This window comes from Pseudomonas sp. TE3911, assembly GCF_054062775.1.
Window position 1 is genome coordinate 4,435,304 of sequence record NZ_JBSSFP010000001.1, and the last position, 20,887, is coordinate 4,456,190.

General features: G+C 58.8%; 19 protein-coding genes and 1 pseudogene. 6 read left to right on the top strand and 14 right to left on the bottom strand.

Annotated features, from left to right (window positions below):
* Positions 1-145: 145 nt before the first annotated feature.
* From ACVWXD_RS20150 to ACVWXD_RS20170, 5 genes are all read left to right on the top strand, one after another.
* The gene (locus tag ACVWXD_RS20150; RefSeq protein WP_032886277.1) at positions 146-1,639 is read left to right on the top strand and encodes an RNA polymerase factor sigma-54; all 1,494 of its coding nucleotides are present in this window, start codon (positions 146-148) and stop codon (positions 1,637-1,639) included.
* Positions 1,640-1,714: 75 nt separating this feature from the next.
* A complete protein-coding gene (hpf, locus tag ACVWXD_RS20155; RefSeq protein ID WP_017138237.1) occupies positions 1,715-2,020 on the top strand; it encodes a ribosome hibernation-promoting factor, HPF/YfiA family in 306 nt (101 codons plus the stop codon).
* Between the two features lie 12 nt (positions 2,021-2,032).
* Positions 2,033-2,497: a PTS IIA-like nitrogen regulatory protein PtsN gene (ptsN, locus tag ACVWXD_RS20160; RefSeq protein WP_032886276.1), complete on the top strand. Its 465-nt coding sequence runs from the start codon at positions 2,033-2,035 to the stop codon at positions 2,495-2,497.
* A gap of 2 nt (positions 2,498-2,499) precedes the next feature.
* A complete protein-coding gene (gene rapZ / locus ACVWXD_RS20165; RefSeq protein ID WP_032886275.1) occupies positions 2,500-3,357 on the top strand; it encodes an RNase adapter RapZ in 858 nt (285 codons plus the stop codon).
* 16 nt (positions 3,358-3,373) lie between these two features.
* Positions 3,374-3,646, top strand: a complete 273-nt coding sequence (locus ACVWXD_RS20170; protein ID WP_032886274.1) for an HPr family phosphocarrier protein — start codon at positions 3,374-3,376, stop codon at positions 3,644-3,646.
* A 37-nt stretch (positions 3,647-3,683) separates the two neighbouring features.
* Here ACVWXD_RS20170 and ACVWXD_RS20175 read toward each other — a convergent pair whose 3' ends face one another.
* The 6 genes and pseudogenes from ACVWXD_RS20175 to pmbA all read right to left on the bottom strand — a co-directional run bounded on the left by ACVWXD_RS20175 (position 3,684) and on the right by pmbA (position 8,931).
* Positions 3,684-4,577, bottom strand: coding sequence for a ZIP family metal transporter (locus ACVWXD_RS20175; RefSeq protein WP_260367761.1), 894 nt, complete (start codon positions 4,575-4,577; stop codon positions 3,684-3,686).
* A gap of 33 nt (positions 4,578-4,610) precedes the next feature.
* Complete coding sequence (locus ACVWXD_RS20180; protein ID WP_260367760.1) at positions 4,611-5,222, bottom strand: superoxide dismutase; 612 nt, start codon at positions 5,220-5,222, stop codon at positions 4,611-4,613.
* Between the two features lies 1 nt (position 5,223).
* Positions 5,224-5,651: pseudogene (locus tag ACVWXD_RS20185) on the bottom strand (hypothetical protein).
* Positions 5,652-5,678: 27 nt separating this feature from the next.
* Positions 5,679-7,055, bottom strand: coding sequence for a class II fumarate hydratase (locus ACVWXD_RS20190; RefSeq protein WP_095183842.1), 1,377 nt, complete (start codon positions 7,053-7,055; stop codon positions 5,679-5,681).
* Positions 7,048-7,443, bottom strand: coding sequence for a hypothetical protein (locus tag ACVWXD_RS20195; RefSeq protein WP_032886269.1), 396 nt, complete (start codon positions 7,441-7,443; stop codon positions 7,048-7,050). The genes ACVWXD_RS20190 and ACVWXD_RS20195 overlap by 8 nt, the downstream gene beginning before the upstream one ends.
* Before the next feature lie 141 nt (positions 7,444-7,584).
* Complete coding sequence (pmbA, locus tag ACVWXD_RS20200; RefSeq protein WP_457371274.1) at positions 7,585-8,931, bottom strand: metalloprotease PmbA; 1,347 nt, start codon at positions 8,929-8,931, stop codon at positions 7,585-7,587.
* A 108-nt stretch (positions 8,932-9,039) separates the two neighbouring features.
* On the opposite strand from pmbA, the gene yjgA reads away from it, so the two are divergent.
* The gene (yjgA, locus tag ACVWXD_RS20205) at positions 9,040-9,561 is read left to right on the top strand and encodes a ribosome biogenesis factor YjgA (protein ID WP_017138246.1); all 522 of its coding nucleotides are present in this window, start codon (positions 9,040-9,042) and stop codon (positions 9,559-9,561) included.
* Between the two features lie 45 nt (positions 9,562-9,606).
* On the opposite strand, the gene tldD is transcribed toward yjgA, so the two are convergent.
* The 8 genes from tldD to mreB all read right to left on the bottom strand — a co-directional run bounded on the left by tldD (position 9,607) and on the right by mreB (position 20,831).
* Positions 9,607-11,049 carry a metalloprotease TldD gene (gene tldD / locus ACVWXD_RS20210; protein ID WP_032886267.1) on the bottom strand — a complete coding sequence of 481 codons (1,443 nt, stop codon included), beginning with the start codon at positions 11,047-11,049 and terminating at the stop codon, positions 9,607-9,609.
* A 16-nt stretch (positions 11,050-11,065) separates the two neighbouring features.
* Positions 11,066-11,914, bottom strand: a complete 849-nt coding sequence (locus ACVWXD_RS20215; RefSeq protein WP_099601135.1) for a carbon-nitrogen hydrolase family protein — start codon at positions 11,912-11,914, stop codon at positions 11,066-11,068.
* 63 nt (positions 11,915-11,977) lie between these two features.
* Positions 11,978-15,793 carry a YhdP family protein gene (locus tag ACVWXD_RS20220; RefSeq protein ID WP_401383048.1) on the bottom strand — a complete coding sequence of 1,272 codons (3,816 nt, stop codon included), beginning with the start codon at positions 15,791-15,793 and terminating at the stop codon, positions 11,978-11,980.
* A 76-nt stretch (positions 15,794-15,869) separates the two neighbouring features.
* Positions 15,870-17,327: a ribonuclease G gene (gene rng / locus ACVWXD_RS20225; protein WP_032886264.1), complete on the bottom strand. Its 1,458-nt coding sequence runs from the start codon at positions 17,325-17,327 to the stop codon at positions 15,870-15,872.
* Positions 17,328-17,397: 70 nt separating this feature from the next.
* Positions 17,398-17,994 (bottom strand): Maf family protein, encoded by a 597-nt coding sequence (locus tag ACVWXD_RS20230; RefSeq protein ID WP_032886263.1) that lies wholly within the window; start codon positions 17,992-17,994, stop codon positions 17,398-17,400.
* A gap of 51 nt (positions 17,995-18,045) precedes the next feature.
* Entirely contained in the window at positions 18,046-18,534 is a 489-nt protein-coding gene (gene mreD / locus ACVWXD_RS20235; protein ID WP_032886262.1) for a rod shape-determining protein MreD, read from the bottom strand.
* The gene (mreC, locus tag ACVWXD_RS20240; RefSeq protein ID WP_095183838.1) at positions 18,534-19,655 is read right to left on the bottom strand and encodes a rod shape-determining protein MreC; all 1,122 of its coding nucleotides are present in this window, start codon (positions 19,653-19,655) and stop codon (positions 18,534-18,536) included. Before mreC ends, mreD begins: the two co-directional genes overlap by 1 nt.
* A 138-nt stretch (positions 19,656-19,793) precedes the next feature.
* Positions 19,794-20,831, bottom strand: coding sequence for a rod shape-determining protein MreB (mreB, locus tag ACVWXD_RS20245; protein ID WP_002555108.1), 1,038 nt, complete (start codon positions 20,829-20,831; stop codon positions 19,794-19,796).
* Positions 20,832-20,887 lie beyond the last annotated feature (56 nt).

Sequence of the window (20,887 nt, forward strand, 5' to 3'; positions counted from 1 at the left end):
TCAATGAAAACCTCCGGTTTTTTATTGTTACCGCGCTCTAGGCAAAGCCCTCGATATCAGGCATATAATTTGCTTATGTTTGGCGCTCACGCGCCCTGTCGTGGATGGCGCGTTGCGCCGGCGAATAAGGTGTTAAGCCCCTGCCATGAAACCATCGCTAGTCCTAAGAATGGGCCAGCAGCTGACGATGACACCGCAGCTGCAACAGGCCATCCGCCTGCTCCAATTGTCGACCCTGGACCTGCAACAGGAAATCCAGGAGGCCCTGGAGTCTAATCCGATGCTCGAACGCCAGGAAGAAGGCGACGACTTCGATAATGCAGACCCGTTGGCCGACAACATCGAGCAAAAGCCCAACGCAGACGTGCAGGAACCGTCCTACCAGGAAACCGCCCCTACGGTGGATAACCTTGAGGAAGGCGATTGGAACGAACGCATTCCCAACGAGCTTCCCGTAGACACTGCTTGGGAAGACGTCTACCAGACCAGCGCCAGCAGCCTGCCCAGCAACGACGATGATGAGTGGGACTTCACTACCCGCACGTCCGCCGGCGAAAGTCTGCAGAGCCATTTGTTGTGGCAGCTGAACCTCGCGCCGATGTCGGACACCGATCGCCTGATCGCCGTCACCCTGATCGATTGCATCAATAACCAAGGCTATCTGGACGAGACACTCGAAGAGATTCTTGAGGCCTTCGACCCCGAACTAGATATCGAACTGGACGAAATCGAAGCCGTCCTGCACCGCATCCAGCAATTTGAGCCCGCGGGTATTGGTGCGCGCACCCTTAGCGAATGCCTGCAGCTGCAACTGCGCCAGCTGCCCGCCAAGACCCCATGGCTCGCCGAGGCCCAGCGCCTGGTCACCGACTACATCGACCTGCTCGGCAGCCGCGATTACAGCCAACTGATGCGTCGCATGAAGCTCAAGGAAGACGATCTGCGCCAGGTCATCGAGCTGGTGCAAAGCCTCAACCCGCGTCCCGGCTCGCAGATCGAGTCCAGCGAGGCCGAATACGTAGTTCCTGACGTGATCGTGCGCAAGGACAACGAGCGCTGGCTGGTGGAGCTTAACCAGGAGTCAGTGCCACGCCTGCGAGTCAACCCGCAATATGCAGGTTTCGTGCGACGCGCCGACACCAGTGCCGACAACACCTTCATGCGCAACCAGTTGCAGGAGGCGCGCTGGTTCATCAAGAGCCTGCAAAGCCGTAACGAAACCCTGATGAAAGTCGCCACGCAGATCGTCGAGCATCAGCGCGGCTTCCTGGAATACGGCGATGAAGCGATGAAGCCTTTGGTTCTGCACGATATCGCCGAAGCGGTAGGCATGCACGAGTCGACGATTTCCCGCGTTACCACGCAAAAATTCATGCATACCCCACGGGGTATTTATGAGTTGAAATACTTTTTCTCCAGCCATGTCAGCACCTCAGAAGGCGGCGAATGCTCGTCCACGGCAATCCGCGCAATCATCAAAAAACTGGTTGCCGCGGAAAATCAGAAAAAGCCGTTGAGTGACAGCAAGATCGCTGGTTTACTGGAGGCACAAGGCATTCAGGTCGCCCGTCGAACCGTCGCCAAGTACCGCGAATCCCTTGGGATCGCGCCTTCCAGCGAGCGTAAGCGTTTGATGTGACGGGCGGGCCACAGCGTTCCAGTGGCGGGTATTCCTACCCGCCGCTTTATGCACTGGCAACGAAGGAGAAGCTGTATGCAAGTCAACATCAGTGGACACCATGTAGAAGTCACCCCTCCCCTGCGCGAATATGTCGAGCAGAAGCTGAAAAGGCTTGAGGGTCATTTTGACAAGATCACCAATGTGCAAGTGATCATGAAGGTCGACAAGCTTCAGCAGAAAATCGAAGCGACCCTACAGATTCCCGGTGGCGAAGTAGTCGCCAACGCCGAGCATGAAGACATGTATGCATCAATCGATGCCTTGACTGACAAGCTCGACCGCCAACTTAAAAAGCATAAGGAAAAGCAGCAGAGCCTTCTTCAGGGCACAGGCCGCTAACACTCCCCACCCATGATTCGACTTGAAACCATCCTGACCCCCGGCCGTTCCCTCGTGAACGTGCCGGGCGGTAGCAAGAAGAAAGCCCTCGAACAAATTGCCAACCTGATCAGCAGCCAAGTGCCTGAACTGGAGATGCAAGATGTCTTCGAGGCTCTGATTGCCCGTGAAAAACTGGGTTCCACCGGTTTTGGTAACGGCATCGCCATTCCTCACTGTCGCCTCAAAGGCTGTGAGACACCTGTCAGCGCGCTGCTGCACTTGGACGCGCCTATCGATTTCGATGCCATTGATGGCGCCCCGGTCGACCTGCTGTTTGTTCTGTTGGTCCCACAGGCCGCCACCGATGCGCACTTGGAACTGCTTCGGCAGATCGCCAGCATGCTCGACCGCAAAGAAGTACGCGACAAACTGCGCAGTGCCGGCAGCAATGAGGCGCTGTACCAAGTTGTCCTGGATGAGCAAAACGGGCAGTAATCATGCGTTTGATCATCGTCAGCGGCCGCTCCGGCTCGGGTAAAAGTACCGCCCTCAACGTTCTTGAGGACAACGGCTTCTATTGCATCGATAACCTGCCGGCCGGCCTACTGCCGGAGTTGGCGGAACGCGCTCTTATCCACACCGAGCTGGCGCAACCTCTGGTTGCCGTTTCGATCGACGCCCGCAACCTACCCAGCCACCTCTCTCGGTTCCCGGAACTGTTGGAAGAAGTGCGCGCCAAGCATATTCATTGTGATGTGCTGTACCTGGACGCCGATGAAGAGACGCTGCTCAAACGCTTCTCCGAAACCCGTCGACGCCACCCCCTCAGCAGCCCTCACCGTTCTCTGGCTGAAGCCATCGAGGACGAAACCAAGTTGCTGGGGCCGATCATTGACCTCGCCGACCTTAAGATCAACACCACCGGCCTTAACCTTTACCAGCTGCGCGATGCCATCAAGCTGCGCCTGCTGAACCAACCGGAGCCTGGCACGGCGTTTCTCGTCGAGTCTTTTGGCTTCAAACGTGGCATGCCGGTGGATGCCGATCTGGTGTTCGACGTGCGCTGCCTGCCCAACCCCTACTGGAAGCCAGAGTTACGCGACCAATCAGGGCTGGACCTGCCTGTGGCTGAGTACCTAGCCGCGCAGCCGGATGTGGAGGAGATGTTCCAGGACATTTCCAGCTATCTGCTCAAGTGGCTGCCGCGCTTTGCCGCGAGCAACCGGGCCTATGTCACTATTGCCATTGGATGCACCGGCGGTCATCACCGTTCGGTATACCTGACCGAGCGCTTGGGCCAAGCACTGCAACAAACCCTCAAGAACGTCCAGGTTCGCCACCGCGACCTTAGCTGAAAGGAACACCTGCGCGATGCCCGCTCTGGAAATTGAAATCATCAACAAGTTGGGCTTGCACGCCCGCGCCTCGGCCAAGTTTGTCGGAGTAGCCGGGCAGTTCCCCTGCCAGATCAGGGCTGGACGCACACCTGAAAGCATGGTCGACGGCAAAAGCATCATGGCAATGATGATGCTGGCGGCCGGCAAAGGCACCAAAATTCATTTGAAGACCGAAGGCGAGCAAGACCAGGAAGCGATGGAAGCTCTGGTGGCGTTGATCAACAACTACTTTGATGAGGGTGAGTAACCTCACCCTTTGACACAAACGTGAAGCCGCAACGGCTTCACCCCAATGCGGTATCCATCGCCATCATCAAGCAAAATCCAATGCAGAGCCCCAAGCTGGCGAGCTTTTCGTGGCCATTGCGCCGCGACTCCGGGATCACCTCATGGGTCACTACCAACAGCATCGCCCCGGCAGCCAGCGCCAGCCCCAAAGGCAACAACACCTCGGCCAGGCTCACCAGCCAAGCGCAGAGCACGGCAAACACCGGTTCCACCAAGCCTGAAGCAGCACCAATCAGGAATGCCTTGGCCCGCGACATCCCTGCCCCGGCCAACACCAACGCAATCACAAGACCTTCGGGCACATCCTGCAAGGCGATGCCCATGGCCAAGCTGCCGGCATCCGGCATGCCGCCGCCGGCGGAGACGCCAACCGCCATGCCTTCCGGAATGTTGTGAGCAATGATAGCGAACACGAATAGCCAGATGCGCGGCGGTATCACCGGTTTGTCCGGCGTGCCCACCAGCATTTCCGGACTCGCGCCGGAGACCTTGCGGTCAACCAGATACAGCCCGAACGCTCCCAACATAATGCCGAAACTGATCAGCCCGCTCGCGCCCCAGGACGTAAGCCCCAGGTTTTCTGCAGCAGCGATACCCGGTACCACCAGCGAAAAGGCGGTTGCAGCCAGCATCACGCCAGCCCCAAAGCCCAGCAAGGTATCGCTCACGGCCACCGGCATCCGCCGAATCACCAATACCGGAACCGCGCCCAGCGCAGTACCGAGCGCGCAGATCGCCCCGCCCTGCAAAGCACGCAGGATGCGCGGTTCAAGGTCCAGCCAGGCCAGCCCGTGGGCCACCAGCAATGCAGTACCTGCCAGTAGCAGTAGCGAGCCAAGCGCATAACGAAACATTCGCACGCTGCCGATCGCCAGTGTTTCAGTGCCCATAGTCGGCCTTAGATCTTGTTATAGAGGTAAATGTCAGGCCATAGCAGCCTGATAGCGTGCGGCAACTTCTGGCCAGTTAATAACACTGTAGAAGGCATTGATGTATTCCGGGCGGCGGTTCTGGTAGCGCAAATAGTAAGCATGCTCCCATACGTCCAGGCCGAGGATCGGCGTGTTGCCGCTCATCAGCGGGCTGTCTTGGTTACCGCTGCTTTCCACCACCAAGGTCTTTTGCGGCGTAACGCTCAGCCAAGCCCAGCCGCTGCCGAAGCGGGTCAATGCGGCTTTGGTGAAGGCCTCCTTGAAACTATCAAAACCTCCAACTTGCTCGTCAATTGCCTTGCCCAATGCGCCCTCTGGCTTACCGCCCCCTTGAGGTGACATCACCGTCCAGAACAGCGAGTGGTTAGCGTGGCCGCCACCTTGGTTGATCACGGCTGCGCGAAGCTTTTCCGGTAGTTGGTGCACGCTGGACACCAGTTTTTCCACCGGCCAGCCGGCGAACTCAGTGCCCTCGACGGCGGCATTAAGGTTGTTGATGTAGGTCTGGTGATGCTTGGTGTAGTGAATTTCCATGGTTTGCGCATCAATATGCGGCTCCAGGGCATCGTAGGCGTAAGGCAAGGCAGGCAAGGTATAGGTCATATCAATGTGCTCCGTATTGAGGCGTAGTCGGTTGCGCAGCAGTACCGCCCAGCAAGCGATGGGTGCGCGGGTACTCGCCGTGATCGCTGATGAAATTCAACAGTTCGACGTAAGTCTTGCTGCTCTGGCGCAGGGCCGCCTCCCGCAGCTGCGGGCTCAGGCGCGCGTCCTGCATGGTCTGCAGCAAGCGCTGGTGAATGGCGCAAAGGTATTCGGCGCTTTCCTCAGGCTGATTCAAGTGCAGGTGCAGGTCCGCCAGGTTGTGATGGGAAATGACGCAGCCGCCACTGCTTCGTCGGCATTCGCCCAGCGTTCGAACAACACCTGGGCCAAGGCCAGGGCTTGCAAATAGGCCTCGCGAGCGTCAACCAACTCGCCTTGCATAAAGCAGCGATTGGCCCGTTCGATCGTGCGCTTCCAGTGCTCCATGGTGAGCCTCCAAAGCAGAGTCGGTGATTAAACGCCGCCAGCCGTGAGCTTTTCCGGATCCAGCAGGATTTCCAGTTGGCTGCGCGGCAAGTCGGTGTGCTCAAGGGCGACATCAATCACTGGACGGCCTTGCTGATAGGCCTTCTTGGCGATTTCAGCAGCCTTTTGGTATCCAATGATCGGGTTGAGTGCAGTAACCAGTATCGGGTTGCGCGACAGTGCTTCCTTGAGCTTGGCTTCATTGACCTTGAAGCTGGCGATGGCTTTGTCCGCCAGCAGGCGGCTGGAGTTGGCCAGCAGTTCGAGGCTGCTGAGCAGGTTCTGGGCGATGATAGGCAGCATCACGTTCAGCTCGAAGTTGCCGGATTGGCCAGCGACGGTAATCACCGTGTCATTGCCAATGACTTGTGCAGCCACCATGGCAGTCGCTTCAGGGATTACAGGGTTGACCTTGCCGGGCATGATCGAAGACCCCGGCTGCAGGCCTTCCAGCTCGATCTCACCCAGGCCGGCAAGTGGACCGGAGTTCATCCAGCGCAGGTCATTGGCGATCTTCATCAGCGATACGGCGGTGGCTTTCAGTTGGCCGGACACCGCCACGGCTGTGTCCTGGGAACCAATCAGCGCAAACAGGTTTTTACCCGGAGTGAATTTCACATCCGTCAGGCTGCTTAGTTGCTGACTGAAACGCGCCGCGAATTCCGGATGGGCGTTGATCCCAGTGCCCACCGCCGTTCCGCCTTGCGCGAGGGCCTGCAGGCTTGGCAGCAAGTCCTGCAGATGACCGATATTGGCTTTGAGTTGCTGCGCCCAACCATCGAGTACCTGACTCATACGGACCGGCATGGCGTCCATCAGGTGCGTGCGGCCTGTCTTGATGAACGGGTGAACTTCTTTGGCTTTCTGCTCGATCACCTGCACCAGGTGAAGAAGCGCCGGAAGCGTTTGCTCGTGCAATACCAGCGCCGCGCTGACGTGAATAGTGGTCGGGATAATGTCGTTGCTGCTTTGGCCGCAGTTGACGTGATCGTTCGGGTTCACCGCTTCGCCCAGCAAACGGCTGGCGAGGGTCGCGATCACTTCGTTGGCGTTCATGTTGGAGCTGGTACCAGAGCCGGTCTGGAAGATATCCACCGGGAAGTGCTGCATGAAGTCGCCTTCCAGCAACCCTTGGGCAGCATCAACGATGGCCTTGCCCTGCCCTTCGCTGATTTGCTTGAGGTCGACGTTGACCTTGGCAGCAGCAGCCTTGGCAAGGATCAAGGCGCGAATAAACTGTGCCGGCATACGTTGGTGGCTGATAGGGAAGTTGTTCACTGCGCGCTGGGTCTGTGCACCATACAAGGCCTCGGCAGGCACTTGCAGTTCGCCCATGCTGTCGCGTTCGATACGGGTGTTACTCATCGTTAGATCCTTGCACCAGGTCGGAGTGGGAGATTGATGGCAGCAATTCGCACGTCGCCAATTGCCAGGCAAAGGTCTGCCAGCGCTTGAGGCGGCAGGCACAGTGGGAGAGTTTTTCCAAGTCGCGCAGCGGGCGCCAAGCCTGATCCAGACAAGTGGAACGCCAATGCCAAGGCAAGGCGATATCACTGGCGGTATCGATTAACAGGCGGAATGACGTTTCAGCGATCGTCCACGGATGAGTCGCAGTGCAGCACGCCAGGTATCGACCCTCATTTAGGTAATGTTCGATCAGGCGAGGTTCATTAGGATCGAGGCCGCATCGAATCTGACGACTCATCCAGCGCCAGCTTTCCAGGTACGGATCCTCATGCAGGACAGAACTCATGATCCACACTCATTCGATAATGATATTTATTATTAAATGATATTGAGAATCAACGCAATGGCGGCATCGTGATCGCCCTGAATTCCAAGCACAAAAAAAGCGCGCTATCCGTGGGATAGCGCGCTTCTCAGAGAGGATCGATCAGCTGCCGGCGACAGTCATCCGCTCGATCAACACCGACCCGGTGCGAATATTGCTGCGCAGTTCCAGATCGTTACCGACGGCAATGATCTGCTTGAACATGTCACGCATATTGCCGGCAATCGTCACTTCCTGAACCGCGAACTGAATCTCGCCATTTTCCACCCAGAAACCCGCCGCGCCGCGGGAGTAATCGCCGGTGACCATGTTCAGGCCGTGCCCCATCAATTCGGTTACCAGCAGGCCACGTCCCATACGCCGCAACAGCGCTGCCTGATCTTCATCGCCATGGGTCACGAACAGGTTATGTACGCCGCCGGAGTTGGCAGTGCTGGGCAGGCCGAGTTTGCGGCCTGAATAAGTACCCAGTACGTAAGACACCAACTCACCGTTCTCGACGAACGGCTTGGCGTACGTGGCCAGGCCATCGCCATCGAACGCCGAGCTGCCCATGGCGCGCATCAAGTGCGGACGCTCATCAATGGTCAACCAATCGGGAAAGAGCTTCTGGCCAATGGCGCCTTCAAGGAACGACGATTTACGATACAGATTGCCGCCCGAAATCGCGCCAAGGAAACTGCCAAACAAACCGCCCGCCAGCTCCGCTGAAAACAGCACCGGCACTTCGCAGGTTGGCACCGGACGGGCGCCCAGGCGGCTAGCGGCACGTTGTGCGGCACGCTGACCAATGCTGACCGGGTCGGCCAGCAGTTCACCCTGACGGCTCACGTCATACCAGTAATCACGCTGCATCTGGCCATTGGCCTCGGCGATCATCACGCAGCTCAAGCTATGACGGGTGGATGCATATCCCCCGATAAACCCGTGGCTGTTGCCATAAACACGACAGCCTTGGTGAGTATTCAACGTGGTGCCATCGGCGTTCTTGATGCGGGCATCAGCATCAAACGCAGCGGCTTCACAGGTCAGCGCCAGCTCAATGGCCTGCTCGGGCGTAATGTCCCAGGCATGGAAAAGATCGAAATCCTTCAAGTCCTTGGCCATCAGCGCTTTGTCTGCCAGACCTGAGCTTTCATCTTCGGAAGTGTGCTTGGCAATCGCCAACGCGGCGGCCACAGTCTCGCGAATGGCTTCCGGGCCACTGGCGGAGGTACTGGCCGACCCTTTGCGCTGCCCCGAATACAAGGTGATGCCAAAGCCCTGGTCGCGGTTGAATTCAACAGTTTCCACTTCCCGCTGACGTACCGACGTCGACAGACCCTGCTCCAGCGAGACCGCAACTTCACAGGCACTGGCCCCCTGGCGCTTAGCCTCGGCAAGGATCTGCTCGACTTGTTCCTGCAGGGCCGGTAACGCTTGCGGACCGACGCTTTGGGCTGCACTCATGGTTTTCTCCACTCAAATTCTGCTTTCGGTTAAGGCCATCGAGCGACCGGGCCGGACAAGCGGCCCCCGACTGGTTATCATGGCGGCGTTTCTTTGCGGACTGCCACCATGGTTGATTCTTACGACGACTCCCTCGATGGGGAGAAAAGCAAAACCCAGGTCAAACGTGAGCTGCATGCTCTGGTTGACCTTGGCGAGCGCCTTACAACGCTCAAGAAAGACTTGATTGCAAAACTGCCACTGACCGACGAGATGCGCCGGGCGCTTGCTGACGCACCCAAGCACACTGCGAATATCGCGCGTAAACGGCACATCATGTTTATCGGCAAGCTGATGCGCGATCAGGACACTGACGCCATTCTGGCCTTGCTTGATCAAACCGATGCCTCCACTCGCCAGTACAACGAACGTTTCCATAATCTGGAACGTTGGCGTGACCGCCTGATCTCGGGCGATGACGCAGTGCTGGAGAAATTCGTGCTGGACTACCCGGATGCGGACCGCCAACAACTGCGCTCCCTGATCCGTCAGGCCCAGCACGAGCAGGCGCATAACAAGGCGCCCGCCACCAGCCGTAAAATCTTCAAATACATCCGTGAGCTGGACGAGACTCAACGCGGACTGCGTTGATGCCCTTCCCCGGGTGGCGGTCTTCGCCACCCGAAGCTCCATCCCTTACGACCCCGTGCCACCCACGGTGATCGCATCAATTTTCAGGGTTGGCTGGCCGACACCGACCGGTACTGACTGCCCATCTTTCCCGCACACGCCTACGCCGCTGTCCAGCGCCAAGTCGTTGCCGACCATCGACACCTTGCTCATGGCTTCCGGGCCATTGCCAATCAACGTTGCCCCTTTGACCGGCGCGGTAATCTTGCCGTCTTCGATCAGGTACGCCTCGCTGGTGGAGAACACGAATTTACCGCTGGTGATATCCACCTGGCCGCCGCCGAGGTTGGCGCAGTAGATACCGCGTTTTACCGAGGCGATGATTTCTGCCGGATCGCTTTCGCCACCGAGCATGTAGGTGTTGGTCATGCGGGGCATCGGCAGGTGCGCGTAGGACTCACGGCGGCCATTACCGGTGCGCGCCACGCCCATCAGGCGGGCATTGAGTTTGTCTTGCATGTAACCCTTGAGCACACCATTTTCAATCAAGGTGGTGCACTCGGTAGGCGTGCCTTCGTCATCGACGCTCAGCGAACCACGGCGACCAGCCAAGGTTCCGTCATCGACAATGGTGCAGAGCTTGGACGCAACCATCTCGCCCATACGCCCGCTGTAGGCAGAGCTGCCCTTGCGGTTGAAGTCACCTTCCAGGCCGTGGCCCACGGCTTCGTGGAGCAATACCCCTGACCAGCCAGAACCCAGCACCACCGGCAGCGTACCCGCCGGGGCCGGAATAGCTTCCAGGTTCACCAACGCCTGGCGCAGCGCTTCACGGGCATAGCCCATCGCGCGGTCTTCAGTAAGGAAATAACGGTAGTCAGTACGCCCGCCGCCGCCATGCCCACCGCGCTCGCGGCGACCGTTCTGTTCGACGATCACACTGACATTGAAGCGCACCAAAGGCCGTACATCCGCCGCCAGGCCGCCGTCGGTGGATGCCACCAGGATGCGCTCCCACACACCGGCCATGCTCACGGTGACCTGCTGGATACGTGGATCCAAGGCGCGGGTAGCTGCGTCGATGCGCTTGAGCAAATCGACCTTTTCCGCCCGGCTGATCACTTCCAAAGGATTGTCCGGCGCGTATAGCTGGGCCACGTCCTGAGTGCTGAACGCTTGCACCGTGCCATTTTGGCCGGCGCGGGAGATCGAACGCGCTGCACGTGCGGCAAGACCCAAGGCCTCCAAAGTGATTGCGTTGCTGTAGGCAAAACCGGTCTTTTCACCGGATTGCGCGCGCACGCCGACACCTTGGTCGAGGTTGAAACTGCCTTCCTTGACGATGCCATCTTCCAGCGCCCAGGACTCGGAAATCTGGCCCTGGAAATACAGGTCAGCGGCGTCGATTCCTGGCCCGGCAAGATCGCCCAACACGGTTTGCAAGCTTTCGATGGTCACGCCACCGGGTGCCAGGAGGTGTTCACTGACTGAGGACAACAACTCGCTCATAGGTTTGGCCTTAAATTCATCGTTCTGAAGCAGGTCGCTGCGCGCCCTGCGAGAAAAAGCGCCGATGGTTGACCACCGGCATGCGCGCCCGTATCGACGCCTGTTCACTGCTATCGCGCTCGGCCAGCAACACCGCTTCGCCTTGATCCTGTTGTGTCAGCACACGCCCCCACGGGTCGACAATCGCTGCATGACCATGGGTTTCCCGTGGCCCCGGATGCACGCCGCCCTGGGCCGCCGCCAGCACATAGCACTGGGTTTCGATGGCCCGTGCGCGTATCAGCACGTCCCAGTGCGCGGCACCGGTTACAGCGGTAAAGGCCGAGGGCGCAGTGATCAATTCAGCCCCCGCCGCCCGCAACTCGCTGTACAGCTCAGGAAAGCGAAGGTCGTAACACACCGTCAGGCCCAAACGGCCGACCGGTGTATCCGCCACCACCACGTTACTCCCGAAAGCATAGTCGTCGGACTCCCGATAGCGACCCCGGGCATCCGCCACATCCACGTCAAACAAATGCAGCTTGTCGTACCGAGCAACGATTTCGCCATGATCATCGATCAACAGTGAGCAGGCATTGGATTTGGAGTTCGGTTGGTCCTTGGGCGGCAACGGCAATGTGCCGGCCACTATCCATAAGGTGAGGTCGCGGGCGGTCTGTTTCAACCACGGCAGGATCGGACCTTCGCCCAGAGCCTCAGCCCGACCGATGTCCGCCACGTCGCGGCGGCCCATTGCGGCGAAGTTTTCCGGCAGCACCGCCAGCTTCGCGCCGCCCGCCGCCGCTTTTTCCAACAAACGCCGAGCCTGTGCCAGATTGGCCAACACATCGCTCTGGCTGACCATTTGAATTACCGCAAAGGACATGAGCCGACACTCCGTAATGGGCATGCACCAAAAAAAGAGAGCCCCATGCTACTCCGCAGGCCCTCAGTTTGGTTTTTCAAATGGCTTGTCGAAGGTGATTTTTGGATCCTTCCACGGTCCTTCCACCTTGTATTGGACGCTGGCAAAACGCGAAACCCGATCACCAATCAGCTTGTCGATCAGGAACAAAGCCCCACCAATGGCAGGTGCACCGACGATCAGTGCAGCGATCGGCAGGTTGTTGGTCACAGGCAACGTCACCAACAACTTGGCATCGACGCGGTCAGCTACCAAGTCCAAGGTACCGTTCAGTTCCAAGTTGCTCGACGGCCCGGTCATAGTGATCGGCTCCCGCGTGACGAACACACCGTTGCTCGCCGCCAACAGGCCTTTGACTCGGTCATAGCTCAAGCCTTTGCCGAGCAGGTCGGAGAAATCCAGCCGCAGGCGTCGCCCGATGGAGTTGAAGTTGAGCAGACCGAACACCCGCAGCGCCTGGGCGCCACCTTCTACTTCAACAAACTGACCTTTTCGGAACGCTGCATCCAGGCTACCGGAGAAGCGCTTTGGCCCGACCCATGCCGGCGAACCAGGCCAACGCCCATCCACATCCAGATGGAAGTCTTCGCTGGTTACAGTGGGTGCATAGCCCCAGCCCTTGAGTACATCGGCGATATTTTTACCGTCCAGGCGGCCTTTGTACCAACTGCTGCTGCCCCCTGGAGCGCCTTCCCATCCGCCAGCGCCTTTGAGCTGCATGCCCTTCAGACCCAGGTCCAGATCGCTGAAAGCCAAGCCTTTAGTAGTTGGACGGATTTTTAGCGACCACGCGCCCAGCAGCTCGGGCCCCTGGAACAGTTGCGCAATAGCGATATCCAGAGCCGGAATATCCTTTGGGTCGATGCTGCCCAACGGGTCGGGGGCGTTTTCATCGGCCTGCACCGTAGGGTCCACCGCCGGTAGTTTTACGTATTGCAGGTTGACCCCAATCGGCGCGACCTTACTATCAGGCAAGGTCACACTGCCCTTGGCCTGCTGACTGTCGAACTGCAAGCCCCAGGCAACGGGTTTTCGGTCCAACTGCAGATTGACCTGATCGAACTGAGTACCTAAACCGGTGAGCTTGCCTATCTTGAAGTCGGCACCGCTTAGCAGTTGCTTGGCACTGCCACCCGGATCGTTGCCGGCATACTGGCTCACCAGTTTTTTCCACGGATCGATGTCGAGCTCCGAAAGCACTCCACGAATGCGCAAGCCCTTGGCAGCGGGCAGCACTGCATCGCCATCGCCGAGGAACAACTCGCCACGGCCATCATTGAATTTGTCCGGCGGCGCAGCAAAGGTAAAGTTGGCCAGCTCACCGTAATCAAACCAGTAGCGTCGTTCGGCGCCCTGCAAGGTCATGCGGAATACGCTGTCACGCCCCTGGCTCGCTGGCATGCCGAACGGTGCAGGCAAGTCCACCGCAACACCCTTGAGATTGGAGCTGACCATCAACTGGCTGTCGGCACCGTCCAGGTTGAGCTGCAACTGATACGGAATATCACCAGAAACCGGCAACGGCTGGCTGATTTTCAACCACTCTGTCAGCCGCTTGACCGTCACCTGGCCCCTGGCGGTTACACGGGTGCTGATATTGCCCGGTTTGCCATCGGCAAAGATTTGCGCGGAGATCGGCCGGTCAAACGCCTGGGCCGTGATGTTCTCGCCACTGAGGCCCTTGGCGCTGTCGAAGCGGAAATTGCCCTTGAGTTGAGTCAGGTCCAGGGGTGGTTCAGCCAGTTGCAGGCGTGCCTTGTCGGTCTGGAAATCCACTACGATCTTGGGCTCGATGCCTTTAACAAGCGGAACATCCAGGTCCAACTTGCCTTGCAGGTCGCCTTCGCCTTTCCAGCCGGCAAAAGTGGAAGCGGTACCAATCGGCGCTTCTTGAAGGATCTTAAGCCCATCCCCCAGGCCGCCGGCAAAACCACCTGTCAGCAGCAGGTGACTTTCCTTGCCGGACGGTGCGTGGGGAATATTGACGTACACGTCCTTGACCTTGGTATCCAACAACTGGCCCTTGCTGGCCAGGATGCGCACACCAGTCTCTTCGACAAACACCTCACCCTTGACCTTGCTCACATGAGGCCAGCCCGGCTGGAACGCTAACTCGGCGTCATGCACCTTGAAGAACAGGCTGATATTGCGCGAAGCCGGCAACGCGTCGTGATTCAACGAACCCTGATACTGGAAAAAACCTTGATCCACCACCCCCTTGAGAATCGCCGTGCGCAGCCATTCATCAAGGGCCGGGCTCAGCACCGCAGGCAGGTACTTTGGAGTGAAACGCCCATCGCCGTCGACCATACCGACCCGCAGGTCCATGTAGTCTTCCTGGCTATGGTCGAAATGCAGGCGGATCAGGAAGTCCGCAGCGATCTTGCCTTCTTCTCCCAGCACCTTGATATACGGGGCGATGAGGGTGAAGCCTTCTTTATCCAGCTTCCAGGTCAGGCGCGCATTGGCCTGTAGATATTGCCAGGGCTTGGCGAAGATCGGATCGAGGTGCAGGGAAAAATCCTTGCTGTCCATGCGCAACTCGCCACCGCCCAAGTCGCCGCTGATACTGCCAGACACGTTTCGCGCGGCCGGTGCTCCGAAATAGGCGTCAAACCCGACCCGCTCAAGGTTGGCAGCAAAACTGACTTTTTGATCGGTCGTATCCTGAGGACGGAAATCCACCAGCACGTTGCGCAACAGGCCGATGGCCTTCAGATGCTCGACGGTCTTGGCGAAGCCTTCCGGCAGCGGCGCCAGAGCGTTCAGCAATGGCGTGATAGGGGTCAGGTCGAGGCGGTCAGCCTGCAGCTTCCAGACTTCCTGGTCCTTATCGGTGGCCAGAGTCTGTTGCAATTGCAGGCGCGACTCCCAGCGAGTTTCACCCAGGTTCATCGCCAGGGAATCAAACAGCACCTTAAGTCCCGTATCACTACGTTGCAGGTAAGCCGTGAGGGCCAGGTTTTCGATGAGCACTGGCTTGCGTTCTGCGTAGCGGCCTTTCACTTGTGGAGAGTTGAGGCGCACCACCGCGCTCTGCACAGTACCTTTGCCCCAGTTCAGCCAGAATTCACCGCCGGCTTTGAACTGCGTGAGTGTCCACTGCTGAGTCAGCTTGGCCGGAATCCACTTGGCCCAGTCGCTTTGCGGCAGGCTGAGATAGGCCTGAACCTCGGCATCCTTCCATTGGCTGGCGCGAATGCGGCTGCGCAGGCTGAGCGCCATAGGCTGCCCGTCTGGCAGGGTCAGGCGTGCGTCCAGACGTTGACGGGTGATGCCGGTGTGCAGACTCAGACCCACGTAGGTCAAGGTGACCGGTGCCTGATCGAACGGTTGCAAAGTGAGCTGGCTGTCGAGCAAGGACACGCGCTTTACCATCTGCATGCGCTTGAGCAATTGCTCCGGATCCAGCGGCTGCTGGTCCTGAACCGGCATGCCCTGAAGCGCCCAATGACCGTCCTTGTCTTCCTTGGCGCTCAGTTGCAGACCGCTGACCTGCAGGTGCGCGAGACGCACCTCACGCGCCATCAGGCTGTCCCAGATAGCCGGCACCACTTCGACCTGGTCAAGACGCAAGGCACTGCTGCCCTCGCCGACCATCACGTCATGGGCCAGCAACACCGGGGCAAAACCGCTCCAGCGCCCTTCCAGGCTGCCGATGTGCAGCGGCACGCCCACCGCCGCCTGGGCCTTGGCTTCGACTTCGGCACGGTATTCGGCTACCAGGGGGGTCAATTCACGACCCAAGCTCACATACACCGCCGCCAAAACCAGCAGCAAGGCGCACAGACCCAGGCCCCAGCGGGTCAAAGCGGCAAAAAAGCGTATCAGACGCTCCATGTCAGGCGACCCTCAAGGCAGTAGGCGGACGGCAGATCAAGGTCTGCCGGTCTCGAAGAAAGAACGCGAATGGGGATCAGAGCAGCACCACGTCGTATTGTTCCTGGGAATACATGGTTTCAACCTGGAAACGAATCGTGCGCCCAATAAATCCTTCCAGCTCGGCAACGTTGCCGGACTCTTCGTCCAGCAGCCGGTCGACCACTTTCTGATTGGCAAGCACTCTATAACCTTCGGCCTGATAGGCCCGCGCCTCTCGTAAGATTTCCCGGAAAATCTCGTAGCAAACCGTTTCGGGGGTCTTTAACTTACCCCGTCCCTGGCAACTGCTGCACGGTTCGCATAGCACCTGCTCAAGGCTTTCACGGGTGCGCTTGCGCGTCATCTGCACGAGGCCCAGCTCGGTAATACCGATGATATTGGTCTTGGCGTGATCGCGTTCGAGCTGCTTCTCCAGGGTGCGCAGCACCTGACGCTGGTGGTCTTCATCTTCCATGTCGATAAAGTCGATGATGATGATGCCGCCCAGGTTGCGCAGGCGCAGTTGGCGCGCAATCGCAGTAGCGGCCTCAAGGTTGGTCTTGAAGATGGTCTCTTCGAGATTGCGATGGCCAACGAAAGCGCCAGTGTTGACGTCAATGGTGGTCATAGCTTCCGCCGGGTCCACCACGAGATAGCCCCCGGACTTGAGCGGCACCTTGCGCTCCAGGGCCTTTTGGATTTCGTCTTCGACGCCATACAGGTCGAAGATCGGCCGCTCGCCAGGGTAGTGTTCCAAGCGGTCAGCAATTTCCGGCATCAACTCGGCAACAAATTGCGTGGTTCGCTGGAAGGTTTCCCGCGAGTCGATACGAATTTTCTCGATCTTGGGGCTGACCAGGTCGCGCAACGTGCGCAGCGCCAGGCCCAGGTCTTCATAGATGACGCTTGGCGCACCGATGGTTTTGATCTGTGCGCCGATCTGATCCCACAGACGCCGGAGGTAGCGAATGTCCATAAGGATTTCATCGGCACCCGCGCCTTCAGCGGCAGTACGCAGAATAAAACCGCCCGCCTCTTTGATGCCTTCGGCGGCCACGCAGTCGCTGACCACCTTTTTCAGGCGCTCGCGCTCAGCCTCATCTTCGATCTTCAGCGAAATGCCGACGTGGGCAGTACGCGGCATGTACACCAGGTAACGCGATGGAATCGACAACTGGGTAGTCAGGCGTGCGCCCTTGGAACCGATGGGGTCCTTGGTGACTTGCACCACCAGGCTCTGCCCTTCATGTACCAGGGCGCTGATGCTCTCTACCGCTGGCCCTTCGCGCAGGGAAATTTCCGACGCGTGGATAAACGCAGCGCGGTCCAGGCCTATGTCGACAAAAGCCGCCTGCATGCCCGGCAACACCCGCACTACTTTGCCTTTATAGATATTGCCCACGATCCCGCGTTTCTGGGTGCGCTCAACGTGCACTTCTTGCAGAACACCGTTCTCTACCACCGCCACGCGCGATTCCATCGGCGTGATATTGATCAGAATCTCTTCACTCATGGCTGGGTCTCGTTCAGGCGTTTTCACAATAGTGACCGATCGCTTAAGGCTGGGCGCTGATGCAAGGCGTTTAGCGCACGGTAAGGTTTTGCCAACAGGGTATGCCGAATTGGTCGAGCAGTTGCGCGGTTTCGCACACCGGCAGCCCTACTACGGCGGAATAACTGCCATTGAGGCCCGCGACAAACACCGAGCCAAGCCCTTGAATAGCATAGCCGCCCGCCTTGTCCTGGGGTTCGCCACTGTGCCAGTAGGCTGTCGCTTGTTCGACAGTGATCCCACAAAAACGTACACGACTGCTTACACATTGGGTTTCGCAGCGCTGGCCATCGGTGAGCGCGATGGCGGTGAGCACTTCATGCTCACGTCCAGACAAGGCCATCAACATCGCCAGGGCATCGGCCTGGTCTACCGGCTTACCGAGGATCTGACCGTCCACGATCACTGCCGTGTCGGCACCCAGCACACAAGCACCCAATGGATGATCAAGCGCAGCAAATCCGGCCAACGCCTTGCCGCGCGCAAGACGCTCGACGTAGGCAACAGCCGATTCATTGGTAAGAGGAGTTTCATCGATAGCGGCGCTGACCACGGTGAAAGGCACACCGATCTGGGTCAGCAATTCACGCCGTCTTGGGGAGCCCGAGGCCAGATAAAGCGAATTCATTGCAGACTCTCCCTGTGGGGTTCGATAACCAGGCAGAGCCTCGCAATCCATTCAATTGATTTTATAGCGTCGACGTAACCCACGCAGACCGAAACTGATCCAGGGCCACAACAGCGCACTGACCAAAGCTGGCAAAACCAGCGCCAGGGTCGGCTGACGGTTACCGGTCAAGGCACTGAGCCACAGTTGTACCAACTGCGCCAGACCGAAGATCACCAAAATCACCAGGCACTGCTGCCACATCGGGAACATGCGCAAACGCTGCTGCAACGACAGCACCAGAAAGGTGATGAGGGTCAGGATCAACGCGTTCTGGCCCAGCAAGGTGCCATATAGCACATCTTCCGCCAAGCCCAGGAACATGGCTGTGACCATGCCCACTTTATGCGGCAGGTTCAGTGACCAGAAGGCCAGCAGCAATGCCAGCCAGAGGGGTCGCAAGATTTCCATGAATTGCGGCAGCGGTGAAACGCTGAGCAGCAGTCCAATGGCGAACGTCAACCAAACGATCCAGCCATTGCTCGAATGAGTACTGGCCATTATTCCTCCCTCTGCCGCGTGGTGCCCGCCGCTGCAGCTGGAGGCTTCGTAGCGGGCGTCGTGGTGGCAGGCGTGCTGACAGGCGGTTTCGCTGCGGCCGGTTTCACCGGATGCGCGTTATGGGCCGCGGGCTTGACCGGCGTGGCCACGGGCGCTGCAACTGCTGGAGTTGCCGCCGGAACAACGGGAGTCGCCGCTGCGGGCTTGGGTACGGTCGCGGGAATCACCGGCGCCGTGCCGTTTTTCTTGTCCTCCGCTTCCTGGGCCTGGGCGGCGTCGTTGGCGCGCTCTTCCGGGGTGCGGTTATCGCTGAACACCAGCAGCAGGTAGCGGCTGCGGTTCAAGGCGGCAGTGGGCACGGCGCGTACAATGGCGAAGGGCTGACCGGAATCGTGGATCACTTCCTTAACTGTCGCTACCGGGTAACCCGCCGGGAACCGCTGACCCAGACCGGAGCTGACCAACAGGTCGCCTTCCTTGATGTCGGCGGTGTCGGCGACGTGACGCAGTTCCAGGCGCTCGGGGTTGCCGGTGCCACTGGCAATCGCGCGCAAGCCGTTACGGTTCACTTGCACCGGAATGCTGTGGGTCGTGTCCGTCAGCAGCAGAACCCGCGATGTGTAGGGCATCAGCTCTACTACTTGCCCCATGAGGCCACGGGCATCCAGTACCGGCTGCCCGAGGACCACACCGTCGCGCTCACCCTTGTTGATGATGATGCGGTGAGTAAAGGGATTCGGGTCCATGCCGATCAACTCGGCCACTTCGACCTTCTCGTTGACCAGTGCCGAAGAATTGAGCAGCTCGCGCAGCCGAACGTTCTGCTCCGTGAGGGCCGCGAGCTTTTGCATGCGCCCCTGCAAAAGCAGGTTTTCAGTCTTGAGTTTTTCGTTTTCGGCGACGAGCTCGGTGCGGCTGCCAAATTGGCTGGACACGCCCTGGAACAGACGTTGCGGCAGGTCGGTGATCCAGTAAGTCTGCATCAACACCAGCGACATTTGGCTACGCACCGGCTTGAGCAGTGAGAAGCGGGCATCGACCACCATCAGCGCGACCGAAAGCACGACCAGCACCAATAAGCGCACGCCCAATGAGGGGCCTTTGGCGAAAAGCGGTTTAATAAGCCGCTCCTCCCAGGCAAATGTTCTCTTTATTCATACGGCATCTAACCGGCCTGGATGCAGATTGAAGAAGATAAACGCCGACAGGCAGCACTGAGAAGTGCTGCCTGCGGGCGAAACATGGCGCAACCAACGAGTTTATTCGCTGGAAAGCAGGTCCATGGTGTGTTTATCCATCATTTCCAGTGCACGACCACCGCCACGCGCAACGCAGGTCAGCGGGTCTTCGGCGACGATCACCGGCAGGCCGGTTTCCTGGGCCAGCAACTTGTCGAGGTCACGCAACAGGGCGCCACCACCGGTCAGCACCAGGCCTCGCTCGGCGATATCGGAAGCCAGCTCCGGCGGCGATTGCTCCAGGGCGCTCTTCACAGCCTGAACGATGGTGGCCAGGGACTCTTGCAGAGCTTCCAGCACTTCATTGGAGTTCAGGGTGAAGGCACGTGGAACGCCTTCGGCCAGGTTGCGACCGCGAACATCGACTTCGCGAACTTCGCCGCCCGGGTAAGCGGTACCGATTTCCTGCTTGATGCGCTCGGCGGTGGATTCGCCGATCAGGCTGCCGTAGTTACGACGAACGTAAGTGATGATCGCTTCGTCGAAACGGTCGCCGCCTACGCGTACGGATTCGGCATACACCACACCGTTCAGGGAAATCAGGGCGATCTCGGTAGTACCACCACCGATATCCACCACCATCGAACCGCGAGCTTCTTCAACCGGCAGACCGGCACCGATCGCAGCAGCCATTGGCTCTTCGATCAGGAATACTTCGCGGGCACCGGCGCCAAGGGCCGATTCACGGATGGCACGACGCTCAACCTGGGTGGACTTGCATGGAACGCAGATCAGCACACGAGGGCTGGGCTGCAGGAAACTGTTTTCGTGAACCTTGTTGATGAAGTACTGCAGCATCTTCTCGCAGACACTGAAGTCGGCGATCACGCCGTCTTTCATCGGACGAATGGCAGCAATATTGCCTGGTGTACGGCCGAGCATGCGCTTGGCCTCGGTGCCAACGGCAACGACACTTTTCTGATTACCATGGGTCCGAATGGCCACAACCGATGGCTCATTCAGAACGATACCGCGCTCGCGCACGTAAATAAGGGTGTTGGCAGTGCCCAGGTCAATGGAAAGATCGCTGGAAAACATGCCACGCAGTTTCTTGAACATGGGGAAAGGACCCTAGGCAACGCGTGGGTAAAAAAGTGCGGCAAACTCTAACAACG